Raw genomic sequence first — 14,590 nt, 5'->3', positions numbered from 1 at the left:
GAACCCGAGAAGGTCAAGAGAATTTAGCACTCGAATTGAATGAATGCTAACTTTTTTACGAGGAGGGCAGCGATCAAAGAGCTAGGCTAAGTGATTCTGACACCAAGTAGGGAAGGCCTCCGGGGAGACTGTATACTTTTCTCCAGATCGGGATTCAATTTCGAATATTCCCGAAGATTGGTAGGACTTTCCTAAAATAAGCTTATAAGGAATGCCGATAAGGTCACTGTCTTTAAGTTTAAATCCGAGTCTTTCATCTCGATCATCAAGAAGGGGCTCATAGCCTTGACTTTGTAGCTCATGATAAATAGTTTCCGCAAGCTCTTGAGATACAGTGTCTCCTCCGTTAAAGGCGATAGTGATAGAGAAGGGAGCGAGTGCTTTTGGCCAAACAATACCACGGTCGTCGGCAAGCTGTTCTACACAAGCGGCTAATGTTCTTCCGACTCCAATGCCGTAGGTCCCCATCCAGCACTGCTGGGTTTGCCCGTGTTCATCTTGGAAGTTTACCTCAAAACTATCGGTATAGCGTGTCCCGAGATTGAAAATATGAGCAACTTCTATGCCTTGATAAATGCGGTAAGGATGGCCAGGATTTTCAGGACATGTGTCTCCCTCTTCAGCGAGTAGAAAGTCACCGTATTGGGGGGGGAGGAGGTCGCGATCCCAGTTTACATTTACGTAGTGCTTATCTTTAGCATTGCCCGCACAAACAAAGTTCGTCATTGGGGACGTTGTTTCGTCTGCGAAAAAGTCTATGGGACAGTTTAGGGGACCGATGAATCCTTTTTCTGTGCCTAGAACGCGTTCGATTTCTTCATCAGAAGCTAGAGCAATATCATCGGCATTCAGTTTGGAAGCGACCTTCACTAGGTTGACTTGCCGATCTCCTCTCATTCCAATGGCAATGAATTTTTCTTCATTTGAGTAGGAGAGTTTTACGACAAGGGTTTTTAAAATTTTATGTAAGGGGATAGAGAAGAAGTTTGCTAGAGCTTCTATTGTTGTAATCCCAGGGGTGGCCACTTCTTCGACGGGAAGAAACTCGCGATCGTAGGCATGCTGTGGAGGAATGGAGACAGCAGCCTCAATATTAGCTCCATAGGAACCGCTGACGCAGATCGTGTCCTCGCCTAGAGAGCAAAGGACCTGAAATTCCTCAGACTTTCCTTTGCCGATTTTCCCTCCATCAGCTGTAACGATGACATAGGCAAGACCGAGACGATCAAAGATCTTACTATACGCAGAGCGGAGTTTTTCATATTGCTCGTTCATTTGTTCGGGAGAGTCTGAGAAGGTATAGCTGTCTTCCATAAGGAGCTCTCGAGAGCGAATGAGACCGAATCGAGGGCGAATCTCGTCTCGGAATTTTGTAGCAATTTGGTAAAGGTGGAGAGGAAGTTGTCTTTTTGAGGAGAGCCATTGTGCAACAAAAGAGCAGATGACCTCTTCATGTGTAGGAGCTAGGCAATGAGATTTTCCTTCGCGGTCTTTGAGAGTGTAGAGCAGTCCTTCCGAAGTAAATGCCTCCCATCTCCCTGTATGTTGCCAAAGTTCAGCATTGTGGAGAAGTGGGAGTAGAAGTTCTTGACCTCCAATCGCATTAAGTTCCTCTCTAATGATGTTCATCATCTTGGAGACCACGCGCCATAACAGGGGTGTATAGGTATAGACTCCTTTACTTACTTTAAATAGGTATCCTGCCTTTTCTAGGAGCTCGTTTGAGAGCACAGCAGCGCTTTTATTTGCATTTTTTGAAGTCTTATAAAAGAGTTGAGACGTTTTCATAGAGTAGGGCTGTTATCTTCAGTGATTGATCGTCAAGAGTCTATAGAAAAAATTACAGGCTATTGCGATTTTATATCGAGAGTCTTTTAAGCTAGTAGATTTAGTTTAGCTATGAAGGAGGTATCTTAACACAGGGATTTTTCTAGATCAATGTTTTGCGTTGGGTTCTTAACTTAACAATTGGGGTCAGGATTATGTATTATTTTAATTATATTTTTGTTTTTATTTAGAAATTTAATAATCTCAACTTATAATTAAGTGTATACTTATTAATCTTTTATTTTTGTAATTGTAGTACTATGTCGTCAGTAAATCAAAGCTCTGGAACCCCGAATCCAGAAGAGGTAACTTCTCCTGAATCTACGGAAGAAAACAAAAATGTTGTTTCTTCAGATGAGGCGCAAGCCACGCATGCTGTGGCTCTTCCTATAGTCACTCAACTTTCTCTTCCTGAAGGTGTGGGGACCTCATCTGAAGAAACGGCGAGTAATCCGAAGGTAGACGAGATTGTAGCTGAAGTTTCTTCGAGTCGGGCGGTTGCTGATCAGATCTCATCACTTGTAGAGCGTGTTGGAGAGCTTTTAGACGACCTTAAGGGTGCCCAGTCCCTTTTCACTAGCTTTCAGTCAGAGTTGAAAAACTGTCTTCCGGCATGGAAATCTTCAACGAGAAGACTCGAAACTCGAGGTGCTGGGGATAATGCGGATATAGCGAGGCTGGAATTATTTCGTAGCGATTACGAGGCTGTCTTAGGCCATGCGAACCAGTTTCATGGGAAGGCTCATCTCATTTTAAGTAAGTTAACAGATGTACATCACAAGCTACAGGGACTCAGTCGTGAAGATCTTTCCCTGGCGTTTGACAATAATGATAGGGTTCTTGAGCATCTGGGTTCGTTAGGGCTTGATGTAGACGCTGAAGGTAATTGGTCTCTTTCTTGTGAGAGGGGGATTCCGCGACTGGTGCTTACTGCTGACAGTATGCTTGTCCAGATCAAGAAAGTGAATCTACCTACTGTAGAAGAATTGCGGACTCTTCAGGGAACAACGGAATCTTCGTCTGATCCTAGGGTTGAAGAAAGTTTGTCTTGCTGTGAAAGATTGCTCAATGAATTACGTCGTCTTTGGGCGAATTTTGTAGGTTTTATTTCGAGTTGCTATGACAACATCGTGTTTGTTTTGATGTGGATAGTGAGACGGATTAACCTTTTGCCTGGGCTGGGGTGTTTGCCTTTCCATAATCCCGATGCTTCTCAAGAAGACCAGAGGTCTTCTTCCGGAGAGCGTTCTACAAGGAGAGAACGCCTTTCTCGGCGATCTGACTTATCTGAGGAAGAGATGATTGTGAGAGCTGAGGGAGAGTCTATACATCCTGAATCTCCCCATGGAGATGGCCGTAACCAACCTAGTCGAGGTGATAAGCAAGACTCTGATAGTGAGGAAGAGACGGAGTTATAATAAAGAATGATCTCTTCTGAGTAGAAACTATCGAATCAGAATTGCCAGCTTTTACTCTCACCCAGTCCTATTTTTATAGTTCAAATTGCGGTGGTTTGTTTATTGTTTTTTTTGAATTTTTGTTATATGGTGGCGTCTAATATTGCCGATTAAGGAGGGCGCCCTTTATGAATAGAAGAAAAGCAAGATGGGTAGTGGCATTGTTCGCAATGACGGCGCTCATTTCTGTTGGGTGTTGTCCTTGGTCACAAGCGAAATCAAGATGTTCTATTGATAAGTATATTCCTGTAGTCAATCGTTTACTAGAAGTTTGTGGACTTCCTGAAGCTGAGAATGTTGAGGATTTAATCGAGTCCTCGTCTGCTTGGGTACTGACTCCTGAAGAACGTTTTTCTGGAGAGTTAGTCTCTATCTGTCAGGTTAAAGATGAGCATGCTTTCTATAACGATTTGTCTTTATTACATATGACTCAGGCTGTGCCTTCGTATTCTGCAACGTATGATTGTGCTGTAGTTTTTGGCGGGCCTTTGCCAGCGCTACGTCAGCGCTTAGATTTTTTGGTGCGAGAGTGGCAGCGTGGCGTGCGCTTTAAGAAAATCGTTTTTCTATGTGGAGAGCGAGGGCGCTATCAGTCTATTGAAGAACAAGAGCATTTCTTTGATTCTCGGTACAATCCTTTCCCTACTGAAGAGAACTGGGAATCTGGTAACCGAGTTACTCCCTCTTCTGAAGAAGAGATTGCCAAATTTGTTTGGATGCAAATGCTTTTACCTAGAGCATGGCGAGATAGTACTTCAGGAGTCAGAGTGACATTTCTTCTAGCAAAGCCAGAGGAAAATCGTGTGGTTGCGAATCGTAAGGACACCTTACTTTTATTCCGTTCTTATCAAGAAGCGTTTCCGGGACGCGTGTTATTTGTAAGTAGTCAACCCTTTATCGGTTTAGATGCTTGCAGGGTCGGGCAGTTTTTCAAAGGGGAAAGCTATGATCTTGCTGGACCTGGATTTGCTCAAGGAGTCTTGAAGTATCATTGGGCTCCAAGGATTTGTCTACATACTTTAGCGGAATGGTTAAAGGAAACGAACGGCTGCTTAAATATTTCAGAGGGTTGTTTTGGATGATTCATGGATCTTAGAGGTTAAAGTCACTCCAAAAGCCAAAGAGAACAAAATTGTAGGCTTTGATGGACAAGCTTTGAAGGTCCGTGTTACCGAACCCCCAGAAAAGGGTAAGGCCAATGATGCTGTAATTTCTTTATTAGCAAAAGCTTTATCCTTACCGAAGCGTGATGTCACTTTAATTGCAGGAGAAACTTCTCGAAAGAAAAAGTTTCTTCTTCCTAACAGAGTTCAAGACATTATTTTTTCTTTGCATATAGACGTATAGCCTAACTCACAGCTACGTTTTTCCCTTTCTCAGATTTTTCCAATTTTTTGCTTTTAAAAGATAAGAACTGGTTGCGTTCTGTTTTATGAAGCTTGATTCCTAAGTACTTGATGATATCTTCATTAAAGGTGGTTGTAGGTGACAGGCGTTGAGCAATGATTTTACGCAGGCTGTCCACATCGTGATTGTTATAGAGTAGGTGGTGCACAATTTTTGCGATTTGTTTTCCTGATTTTTTGTAATCCACGCTACAGGCAATGCAGGCTCCTTCGGAAATTAAGGAGGTATCGTCGGTAATGATAGGGATTTTCTCTTTGAGGATTTCCTGAAGGAATGCGGTGCCTTCTTTATGAGAAAGTGGGGAGAGGGGAATGAAGATAGCTGAGGGGCGCTTGTCGATAGCCTGGCGTATCCGGGTTTTGAATGTACTGCTTGTAATAGAGATCTCAATGACCTCAATTCCTGAAGCATGGAGTTTCTTAACAATTTCTTTTTGGAGATCTGAGGGGAAAGGTTCGGAGGGTTTTAAATACACGATAGATTGTGCATTGGTAGCTACGGCTTGTATAGCAAAGCAGTATTGATTGATGTCTAGAGTGTCATTCACTCCGTAGATATTCATTGTGTTTTTAGGAAGGGTTAGGCTTTCGCGATCAGGAACAGCGGCATAGATCACAGGTTTCTGTGTTTCAATGTGGCTCATGACCTTCGTAGCAATAGTTCCTAAGGTGACAATCGCCACGACATTTTTATCGGTATGTAAGGAGCGAGCAATTTTCCTAGCCTTTACGATACTGTCTTCAGCATTTAGGACAACAATTTCAGGAAGGTTCTCAAAATCTTTCAAGGTTTCTATACAGCTTTTACTGCAATCTTCTAATAGGGGATGGGGAAAGGATAAGAAAATTGCGATTTTAGGAGAGGAGACGCTATCTGGTTGAGAACCACAAGTGGCTACATAGATGAAAGAGCAAAACAGAGAAAAGAAAAATAAGTACTGAGAGAGTTTACGTAGAATTGTCATGCAAGAACCATCGTTTCTTTTAGTGAAGCGGTACAGAGGCGGTCACAGGCTAAAGCGATATTTTGTGGTTGTGTCAGAGCGGAGAAACGAACAAATCCTTGTCCACAGGAACCAAAACCGTGGCCGGGAGTCACTGCAATATGATACTGATGTAAGAAGAAATCAAACGCTTCTTCATCAGAGATTCCTTCAGGGAGTTCTACCCAAAGGTAAGGGGCATGATCGCCACCATGAACTGAGAATCCTGCAGTTTCTAAGCTTTTTTTAAGTTTCTGAGCATTGGTTAGATATAAAGAGATGGCGGGAGGTGTCGGAAATAAATCTAGGCCGTAATACCCTGCTTCTTGCATGAGGAGAGATGCTCCGTTAAATGTAGTCGCAAAGAGCCGTTTCCAATCGTTGATCATAGGTTCGTTATTGTCATAGGTGAGTTCTTTAGGGATCACGTTCCAGGCAAGGCGCATGCCAGTAAAGCCTAATGATTTAGAGAAAGAGTTGATTTCTATAGCACAATATTTTGCTTCAGGGATTTCGAAGATGCTTTTAGGTAGGCTAGGATCTGAGACAAAGGCGCTATAGGCCGCATCAAAAATAAGAACGGTTCCGTGCTGATTCGCGTAGTTCACAAGTGCTTGGAGTTGTTGAAAGGTTAGAACTGTTCCTGTGGGGTTGTTAGGATAGCATAGACAAAGAATGTCTAGGGATTGTTGGTTCGGAAGTTCTGGAATAAACCCAGTTTCTTTTCTGCATGCTAGGGGGATAATGTCGCGGATTCCTGTAATGTGGGCAATGTCTCTATAAGCTGGATAGACAGGATCCTGTAGACCTAGAGTCTTTTCTGAGCCAAAAAAAGAAAAGAGACGGAAGATATCAGGTTTGGCACCATCCGAAATAAAAATCTCTTCAGGGGAGATTCTATTTTCATAGACTTCAGAGGCAATTTTTGTGCGTAATTTTTCTAATCCGGTTTCTGGGCCGTACCCACGATAGGTCTCTTGTTTCTCTTGAGAAACGCAGAACTCTTTGATTGCCTGAGTAATAGAGCGGCAGAGAGGTTGTGTCGTATCTCCGATAGAAAGATCTATGACAGAGATTTCTGGATTCTCCTTGCGAAACTGAGCAAGCTTTTTACTAATTTCAGAAAATAGATACTGAGGCTTGAGAAGAGAAAAGTGGGGATTTCTACGCATAGCGTGCTCCAGGTAAGGGCGTGATTCACTTGGAAGACATCTTAAGAAAGCCCCAGCTTTTTGGATAGCCATTTTCTGATTTTTCTTTAACCGCCTCTATAAAGGCAAGGAGTGCTCTGTAGTTTCGGTTAATTATTAAGATATATTTATAATTCTGTTTATTAAAAGTTTTTTAAATCTTTTCTAATTTGCTCACTATAATTAAAGGATAAGATTTGAAAAAATTTTTTAGGTAATTATGATAAGGGTCAATCCTTATGGAAGTTATAGGGGTAGGAATCCTTCTCCAGAAGATGGGAAAAAGGATGTACCCCTTTCAGGGAACTCTCGCTTGCATCGTCGTGGTGGGATTCGTAGAAAGCATAAGAGTGCTTCAGTTGGGGTGACCTCGGGTTCTAAGACGGGGAAAGCTTCTTTAGAGAAGAAGGTCAAAGGCATTTCAGAAGCCCATTTCAAATAATCCAAGACAGAAGGTTCTCATTCGAAGACAAGCAAAGGATTCGTTGGCAGATTTGTTCAATGGATTAGAACGTTTACAGGACGTGGAAGCAAGAAGCGTTCTCCCTCAAGTTTTTCTCCAACGCACCCTTACATACGTTTGCGAACTTACACACGCAGTCCAAAACAGAGTGGTGTAGAGAGAAAACAAGAAGATGCTGAGACCTCATTTATAGAGACACCCAAAGGGATCTTGAAAAAGCCTGGAAACAAAGACCCCAAAGGCAAGCACGTCCATTGGAAAGACAGCTAATCCGGATCAGAGCTGAGATCCCTCCTTCTCTTCATTAAGAGGGTTCAGAGTTTTAGGTCTCTGCGGTAGAAGGGAGGGAATCCATAAGGAGAAGACCAGTGGATTTTCAACGGAGATTCTAGAAGGAAACAAGCTGATTCTACATGGAGATGTTTGTAGGTCTGTTGTGAATTCCTCTCTTCACAGATCGGAAAGATCAATGAAAAGAGTTAGGGTCTCTTAGTTTTAAGAATTGCTATACAATATTGCGAAATAAATACTTTCTTCTCTATACACTGTCTTTACGATGAAGACAGCTTTTCACTCTTGCTATTCTTGGTTTTGTTGGCTCTTTAGCTTCTTGGTACTCTTTGTGGGTGGCATCGCTGGGGGAGAGCCTTTGTGCCCCGATTGCAAATACGAAACTAAGTCTGTTTTACGTTCGGATCAGCTGCCGGATCATCTCTGGAACTATGAAAACGACTGTTATCTTACAGGTTATGTGCAGTCTCTTTTGGACATGCATTTTTTAGATAGCCGTACGCAAGTTGTTATTGAGAAGAATAGAGCGTATCTTTTCTCTTTGCCTGTAGATTCGAGTTTATCAGAAGCCATTACCAACTTTGTTAGGGATCTTCCCTTCATATGTGCTGTGGAGATTTGCGAGCGTCCTTATGGTGAATGCATAACGAGATCTTCTGCGGAGCGTCCCTTACTCCCTAAAGAGAAAACTTTAGGAATGCCAATTTTCTGCGGCAAAGAAGGGGTATGGTTACCTCAAAATACCATTTTGTTTTCTCCTTTGATTGCAGATCCTCGTCAGGTTACCAACAGTGCTGGCATTCGTTTTAATGAGAAGGTCGTGGGGAATCGGGTAGGTGCTACCATCTTTGGGGGAGATTTTATTCTCCTGCGTCTTTTTGATGTTTCTCGATTCCATGTAGATTGTGATTTCGGAATTCAAGGAGGAGTCTTCTCAGTTTTTGATTTAGATCATCCTGAATCGTGCATGGTAAATTCAGATTTCTTTGTTGCCGGACTCTGGTCAGGGGCTATAGATAAATGGAGTTTTAGGTTTCGATTGTGGCACCTCTCGTCCCATTTAGGAGATGAGTTTATTCTTACGCATCCAAATTTCCCAAGATTTAATTTGAGTGATGAGGGCGTCGATCTCTTCATTTCGTTTCGTTACACACCACAGATCCGCTTGTATGGCGGCTGCGGTTATATTGTAAGTAGGGATCTTACTTTTCCTGAGCGGCCGTTTTACTGTGAATGGGGTGCGGAACTCAGACCTTTTGGTCTGAGAGAAGGAAATCTCCACGCACAACCGATTTTCGCGATGCATTTCCGTTGTTGGGAAGAACAGAAATTTGGCTTGGATCAAAGCTATATTTTAGGCATGGAGTGGGCCAAATTTCAAGAAATCGGAAGGAAAATCCGTGCTGTTTTAGAATATCATCAGGGATTTTCTAAAGAAGGCCAATTCATTCGTGAACCGTGTAATTACTACGGTTTCCGTCTTACCTATGGATTCTAAACGATAACAAAACCATCTTCAGGGACAGGGTGTTCAGGTCCTATGGGCAGCGTATGATTGAGATATCTGCGGAAGATTGCAATGCCTGCCTTTGCTGAGGATAGGCAGAATAGGCAGTTGTGTACCCATTCAGAACCTCGAATGGTTCCTACAGCATGATTGGAATTATACAAAGCTGTGATCTTGGATTTCCAATAGTCTACAGGTCCGATTAGGAAGACGGGAACAAGAGCTTTTTTCCCTGTTTTGAGACTAATAAGCTCCAGAAGGAGTTCGAAATCGGTTCCCATGCCTCCGATAACAAATACAGCAAGGTCGACATGGAAGTCGGCCTGACGTTCTAAAAGATCAGGAATAGCATAGCTCATTTTAGCTTCTACATAGGCATTCGTGGTATCCAAGCTAATTAGATTCCCACAAGAGAGTATGGAGAGTTCTGTAGCTACACGATTCGCGAGTTCCATAGCTCCAGAACCCCCTCCTGTAAGGATTGCTAACGGTGTCTGTGGTGGAAATTCTGGGATCGTGAATTGCTGAGAAAGAGTATGCATTCCTGTCAGGAGCTCACGGAGAAACTCATCATAATCCCCAGCGATTAGGCAGGAACCATGAATTCCTATAAAGTAGGATTGAGCAAACTGTTCAGCTTGATGTTTAGGGACAAACATGCCCACATCTTTATTTCTGCGTTTGATGTATTGTAAGAGTCGTTTCGATTCTAAGTCTGCCCAAAATACAGAAATTCCTGCAAAATATAGATCGAGAAGGAAAGAGCGATCTCGATTCGAGAAAAACTCTCCAGAAGTGGGAGAGGGAATCTGAAAATAGATATGTTGCAGGTAATAGCGAGAGTAGTTAGAGAGGAACATGCCCTTCAGCGATGCTGAAGGGAAGTAGCGGGAAAATAAAACTCCTTGGCTTGTGATATGATCTGTTTCCATGGCTTTTAAAAAAGGGAAACAAGGTTGGTCTTCAATGTGCTTTTGAATTTCCCTAGCATGTCTTTCATCTGATGGGGAGATTCGAGGTTTGATGATCCAAGAGTCTTGGGAGAGCTCAAGCAGCTCACTACCTTTGGAGATAAACATCGCAGCTTGATCTTCGCCTTCCGGTATGGATTCAAAAACACGAAATACCTCTTGAGGAGATTCTAAGGTTTCCTGGAGCATATCTCTATAGAAGAAAAACGAATGCTCTTTGTAAGGCTCAAGAGTAAAAAATTCTAAAGGTATTCTCTCAATAGGTTCTGAAGTGCTGCCGTAGAATTCATAAATATCTCCAGATTCTTGTGTGGTAGGTTCGAGAATATCCGCTGCGGTGTGACGAAGCCCTTGGGGGAGTAAGTCCTGAACGACTCTTGCAAATACGGTTCGGATGTGCAGAGGCTCTGTCTTTATGAGAAGAATTTTATGATCTTCGGGAACGGGAGGACGATCTGTTACCATTTGATACAAAGGAAGAAACTTACGTATTTTTAAATGGGGACGCGTGAGTGATTTGCTCATTAAGGGAAGGAACCCATAAATTGTCTCTTCGTAACAGATTGTTCCTGGAAGGATCGGAAGGAAGACAACAAGCCGATCATTAATGATCTCTAGAGTGATGAAGTGCTCAAGTTTTTTCCCAAAGCGTAGGAGCGGAGATCCTGTACGGTCTGTGTGCGTAAACATCCTGTTGAGATAACAAGGCGAACGTACGAGTCGGCGATCATCAGCAGCAAAGAGCTTGCAGACAAAACTTCCAGGCTCTAGGAGCTCCAACATAGCAGTGGCTATAGGATCTTGGCTCATGAAGAGAACGTGTAGACGAGCTTCTTTTCGGGCTTTATTTAGCTCCAAGTGGTTTAAAACGGCTTCGACACCTAGTTGGGCTAAGGAACTTTTTAAATTTACTTGTATACACTGTTGAGGCAGATGAAATCCAAGAAAGTACGCAGGAATATTCTCAATGAGGACCTCTCCTTCGTAAATGTGGGGCGAGAGTTTTTTCAAATGGGAAACGAGTCGTCCGTCTGGGGAGGCTGCATCATGATGCGCGTGGAGTAGGTTATACATAATTCATCGTATTTTAAAGTTAAAAGCAATAGGTAAGGTCCCTCTTTGCGCTTCTAAGACTAGCGTTTCCAGAAGAATTTCCTACAAGGACTTCATTCTGCTTGTTGTTATAATTTTGTGCAATTTGTCAAGGAGGGGGTCTTGGAACGAGAAAATTGTGTTGTGGAAGGGAATTTTAGGAAAAAAGTTTCTTAGAAAATAGGGCAGAAACTTTCTCTTGGAGAGATTGAGTAAAATGTAAAGAATAGTCTTTGCAATTGAGAATTATTTCTCTCTGGTTACAATGGAGGATTGGCTAAGGAGGATAGTAGGTATGCAGATTCCAAGAAGCATTGGTACTCACGATGGTTCTTTCCATGCGGATGAGGTCACAGCGTGTGCTCTCCTTATTATTTTCGATCTTGTGGATGAAAATAAAATTATACGCTCTCGAGATCCTGTCGTATTATCGAAATGTGAATATGTTTGTGATGTCGGTGGTGTTTATTCTATAGAAAACAAGCGTTTTGATCATCATCAAGTCTCTTATGATGGATCTTGGAGTAGTGCAGGTATGATTCTGCATTATCTTAAAGAGTTTGGTTATATGGATTGTGAAGAATATCATTTCCTTAACAACACTTTGGTACATGGTGTGGATGAACAAGATAATGGCAGATTCTTCTCTAAGGAGGGATTTTGTTCGTTTTCTGATATTATTAAAATTTATAATCCTCGCGAGGAAGAAGAAACTAATTCGGATGCGGATTTTTCTTGTGCTTTGCATTTTACCATCGACTTTTTGTGTCGGCTAAGGAAGAAGTTTCAGTATGATCGAGTTTGTAGGGGGATTGTCAGAGAAGCCATGGAAACCGAGGATATGTGTTTATATTTTGATCGTCCTTTAGCATGGCAAGAAAATTTCTTTTTTTTAGGGGGAGAGAAGCACCCTGCAGCTTTTGTTTGTTTTCCTTCCTGCGATCAATGGATTTTACGAGGGATTCCTCCGAATTTAGATCGCCGTATGGAAGTTCGTGTTCCTTTCCCTGAGAATTGGGCAGGTTTGTTAGGTAAAGAGTTGTCCAAAGTATCAGGGATTCCTGGGGCTGTGTTCTGCCATAAAGGTCTTTTCCTTTCTGTATGGACAAATAGAGAAAGTTGCCAACGTGCTTTGCGGTTAACGTTACAAGATCGAGGGATCATATGACAGTATTCAAACAAATTATCGATGGATTGATAGATTGTGAAAAGGTATTTGAAAACGAAAATTTCATAGCTATAAAAGATCGTTTTCCTCAAGCTCCTGTTCATCTTCTTATCATTCCTAAAAAACCTATACCACGATTTCAGGATATCCCAGGGGATGAGATGATTTTAATGGCAGAGGCTGGAAAGATCGTGCAAGAGCTTGCTGCAGAATTTGGAATTGCCGATGGGTATCGTGTGGTTATCAACAACGGTGCTGAAGGAGGACAGGCGGTATTTCACTTACATATTCATCTTTTAGGTGGGCGTCCTTTAGGTGCTATAGCCTAATTTTCTTTTGTTTCTGTGGATCCTTGTTCGGCTCGGAGTCCCTCCGTTATCAATTGTTGATCCAAGATTTTGCAAAAGTTTCAGAAGAGGGCATAGGCCTTTTGGAGTCTAAAGAGTATTCTTTACTTCAGGCTAAGCTAGTTTTAAGGGCTCTGGCTCAAAATTCTTCTTTTGATGATTGGTTTAGAAGTTTTAAGAAGTGTCAGATTTCCTATCCAGAGTTAGCTCATGATCGCGATGTCTTAGAAGAATTTGGGATTCAAGTTCTGCGTGAGGGAATCGAAAATCCTTCCGTGACCGTTCGTGCTGTGAGTGTCCTTGCTATTGGGCTTGCTAGAGATTTTCGCTTGGTCCCTCTCCTGCTCCAAAGTTGTAATGATGACAGTGCTATTGTTCGATCTTTGGCTCTTCAGGTTGCTGTGAACTATGGCTCTGAAAGTTTAAAAAAGGCCATTGTAGAGCTTGCCCGTAATGATGATTCTATTCATGTTCGGATTACAGCATATCAGGTGGTCGCTCTTTTACAGATAGAGGAGCTATTGCCATTTTTAAGAGAGCGTGCTGAGAACAAACTTGTAGATAGTGTAGAACGTCGAGAGGCGTGGAAGGCTTGCTTGGAACTCTCTTCTCAATTTCTAGAGACGGGTGTAGCTAAGGACGATATTGATCAAGCGTTGTTCACTTGTGAAGTGTTGCGTAACGGTATGTTGCCAGAGACTACTGAGATTTTTACAGAACTCTTATCTGTAGAGCATCCTGAAGTGCAGGAGTCTCTCTTACTTTCTGCTTTAGCTTGGAGTCATCAGCTACAGAATCACAAAGAGTTTCTTAGTAAAGTGCGCCATGTGATGTGCACTTCTCCATTTGCAAAAGTACGTTTTCAAGCTGCTGCACTTCTCCATCTGCATGGAGACCCTTTGGGCAGAGACTCTCTGGTTGAGGGCTTGCGCTCTCCTCAACCTCTTGTGTGTGAGGCAGCTTCGGCGGCTCTCTGCTCTTTAGGAATCCATGGAGTCCCTTTGGCAAAGGAGCATTTGGAGAGCCTTTCTTCTCGAAAGGCTGCTGCGAACCTCTCCATTTTGCTTCTTGTGAGCCGTGAAGATATTGAAAGAGCTGGAGATGTGATTGCTCGCTACCTCTCCAATCCTGAAATGTGCTGGGCTATAGAGTATTTCTTATGGGATGCACAATGGAATTTACGTGGTGATACCTTCCCTCTATATTCGGATATGATTAAACGTGAGATTGGTAGGAAGCTCATTCGCCTTTTGGCAGTAGCTCGCTATAGCCAAGCCAAGGCTGTAACAGCAACGTTCCTTTCAGGACAGCAAGCTCAGGGATGGAGCTTTTTTTCTGGAATGTTCTGGGAAGAGGGAGATGTGAAAACTTCTGAGGATTTGGTTACAGATGCTTGCTTTGCAGCAAAGTTGGAAGGAGCGTTAGCCTCGCTATGTCAGAAAAAAGATCAAGCTTCCCTACAGAGGGTCTCTCAACTTTATAATGACAGCCGTTGGCAAGATAAATTAGCAATCTTAGAGAGCGTTGCTTTTTCTGAGAATCTTGATGCTGTGCCTTTTCTTCTAGACTGCTGCCATCACGAAGCTCCTTCGCTGCGAAGTGCAGCAGCGGGTGCTCTTTTCTCTATTTTCAAATAAATATTAATAAAATTATTCAAGATATAGAAGAAAAACCACGCAGTTGTAATTTCTATTTCTTAAAAATAATTTTTCAGACTGACTTTATTCTTTCATTTTTAAGTCTTTGGAGATAGAAAACTTTGTTATAGATTTTTATCTGGTAGCTTTTATAATTTATGAAGAGCGTAAGCTCAGAGCCTGTATGTCATGCACAACCTGTATATAAAATCAGATTTGTTTTTTGAATCTCTATTCTCGTTAAGATTTCG

General features: G+C 42.3%; 13 protein-coding genes. 9 read left to right on the top strand and 4 right to left on the bottom strand.

The features are described 5' to 3' along the window. Window positions 1–81: 81 nt before the first annotated feature. Complete coding sequence (locus CPB_RS02535; protein WP_010883138.1) at window positions 82–1,788, bottom strand: proline--tRNA ligase; 1,707 nt, start codon at window positions 1,786–1,788, stop codon at window positions 82–84. A gap of 299 nt (window positions 1,789–2,087) precedes the next feature. On the opposite strand from CPB_RS02535, the gene CPB_RS02530 reads away from it, so the two are divergent. The 3 genes from CPB_RS02530 (at window position 2,088) to CPB_RS02520 (ending at window position 4,631) form a co-directional block, all read left to right on the top strand. Next, entirely contained in the window at window positions 2,088–3,245 is a 1,158-nt protein-coding gene (locus CPB_RS02530; protein ID WP_010892002.1) for a CT392 family protein, read from the top strand. A gap of 167 nt (window positions 3,246–3,412) precedes the next feature. After that, complete coding sequence (locus CPB_RS02525; protein ID WP_010883136.1) at window positions 3,413–4,366, top strand: hypothetical protein; 954 nt, start codon at window positions 3,413–3,415, stop codon at window positions 4,364–4,366. Further along, the gene (locus CPB_RS02520; protein WP_010883135.1) at window positions 4,359–4,631 is read left to right on the top strand and encodes a DUF167 domain-containing protein; all 273 of its coding nucleotides are present in this window, start codon (window positions 4,359–4,361) and stop codon (window positions 4,629–4,631) included. The genes CPB_RS02525 and CPB_RS02520 overlap by 8 nt, the downstream gene beginning before the upstream one ends. Window position 4,632: 1 nt before the next feature. Here the strand turns inward: CPB_RS02520 and CPB_RS02515 are convergent, their stop codons facing one another. Beyond that, window positions 4,633–5,655, bottom strand: a complete 1,023-nt coding sequence (locus CPB_RS02515; protein WP_010883134.1) for an ABC transporter substrate-binding protein — start codon at window positions 5,653–5,655, stop codon at window positions 4,633–4,635. Then, a complete protein-coding gene (locus CPB_RS02510) occupies window positions 5,652–6,845 on the bottom strand; it encodes an LL-diaminopimelate aminotransferase (RefSeq protein WP_010883133.1) in 1,194 nt (397 codons plus the stop codon). Before CPB_RS02510 ends, CPB_RS02515 begins: the two co-directional genes overlap by 4 nt. Before the next feature lie 238 nt (window positions 6,846–7,083). Between CPB_RS02510 and CPB_RS02505 the strand changes: the two genes are divergently transcribed. The 3 genes from CPB_RS02505 (at window position 7,084) to CPB_RS02490 (ending at window position 9,115) form a co-directional block, all read left to right on the top strand. Next, on the top strand, window positions 7,084–7,305 hold the full coding sequence (locus tag CPB_RS02505; protein WP_010883132.1) for a hypothetical protein: 222 nt from the start codon (window positions 7,084–7,086) through the stop codon (window positions 7,303–7,305). 138 nt (window positions 7,306–7,443) lie between these two features. Next, the gene (locus CPB_RS05725; protein WP_010883131.1) at window positions 7,444–7,596 is read left to right on the top strand and encodes a hypothetical protein; all 153 of its coding nucleotides are present in this window, start codon (window positions 7,444–7,446) and stop codon (window positions 7,594–7,596) included. 286 nt (window positions 7,597–7,882) lie between these two features. Continuing rightward, window positions 7,883–9,115: a DUF1207 domain-containing protein gene (locus CPB_RS02490; protein ID WP_010892004.1), complete on the top strand. Its 1,233-nt coding sequence runs from the start codon at window positions 7,883–7,885 to the stop codon at window positions 9,113–9,115. On the opposite strand, the gene CPB_RS02485 is transcribed toward CPB_RS02490, so the two are convergent. Next, window positions 9,112–11,169 carry an LOG family protein gene (locus CPB_RS02485; RefSeq protein WP_010883128.1) on the bottom strand — a complete coding sequence of 686 codons (2,058 nt, stop codon included), beginning with the start codon at window positions 11,167–11,169 and terminating at the stop codon, window positions 9,112–9,114. The two genes, CPB_RS02490 and CPB_RS02485, sit on opposite strands and share 4 nt — an antisense overlap. A gap of 313 nt (window positions 11,170–11,482) precedes the next feature. Between CPB_RS02485 and CPB_RS02480 the strand changes: the two genes are divergently transcribed. Genes CPB_RS02480 through CPB_RS02470 form a run of 3 tightly spaced genes read left to right on the top strand, consistent with a single transcriptional unit; the run spans window position 11,483 to window position 14,339 of the window. Then, window positions 11,483–12,355 carry an MYG1 family protein gene (locus CPB_RS02480; protein WP_010895332.1) on the top strand — a complete coding sequence of 291 codons (873 nt, stop codon included), beginning with the start codon at window positions 11,483–11,485 and terminating at the stop codon, window positions 12,353–12,355. Continuing rightward, window positions 12,352–12,684 (top strand): histidine triad nucleotide-binding protein, encoded by a 333-nt coding sequence (locus CPB_RS02475; protein WP_010883126.1) that lies wholly within the window; start codon window positions 12,352–12,354, stop codon window positions 12,682–12,684. The genes CPB_RS02480 and CPB_RS02475 overlap by 4 nt, the downstream gene beginning before the upstream one ends. A 23-nt stretch (window positions 12,685–12,707) precedes the next feature. Then, entirely contained in the window at window positions 12,708–14,339 is a 1,632-nt protein-coding gene (locus CPB_RS02470) for a HEAT repeat domain-containing protein (protein ID WP_010883125.1), read from the top strand. The last annotated feature ends 251 nt before the right edge of the window (window positions 14,340–14,590 follow it).

The organism is Chlamydia pneumoniae TW-183 (genome assembly GCF_000007205.1).
GTDB lineage: Bacteria > Chlamydiota > Chlamydiia > Chlamydiales > Chlamydiaceae > Chlamydia > Chlamydia pneumoniae.
Note: the sequence above shows the minus strand (reverse complement) of the source record. Positions and strands in the feature narration are given on the sequence as shown.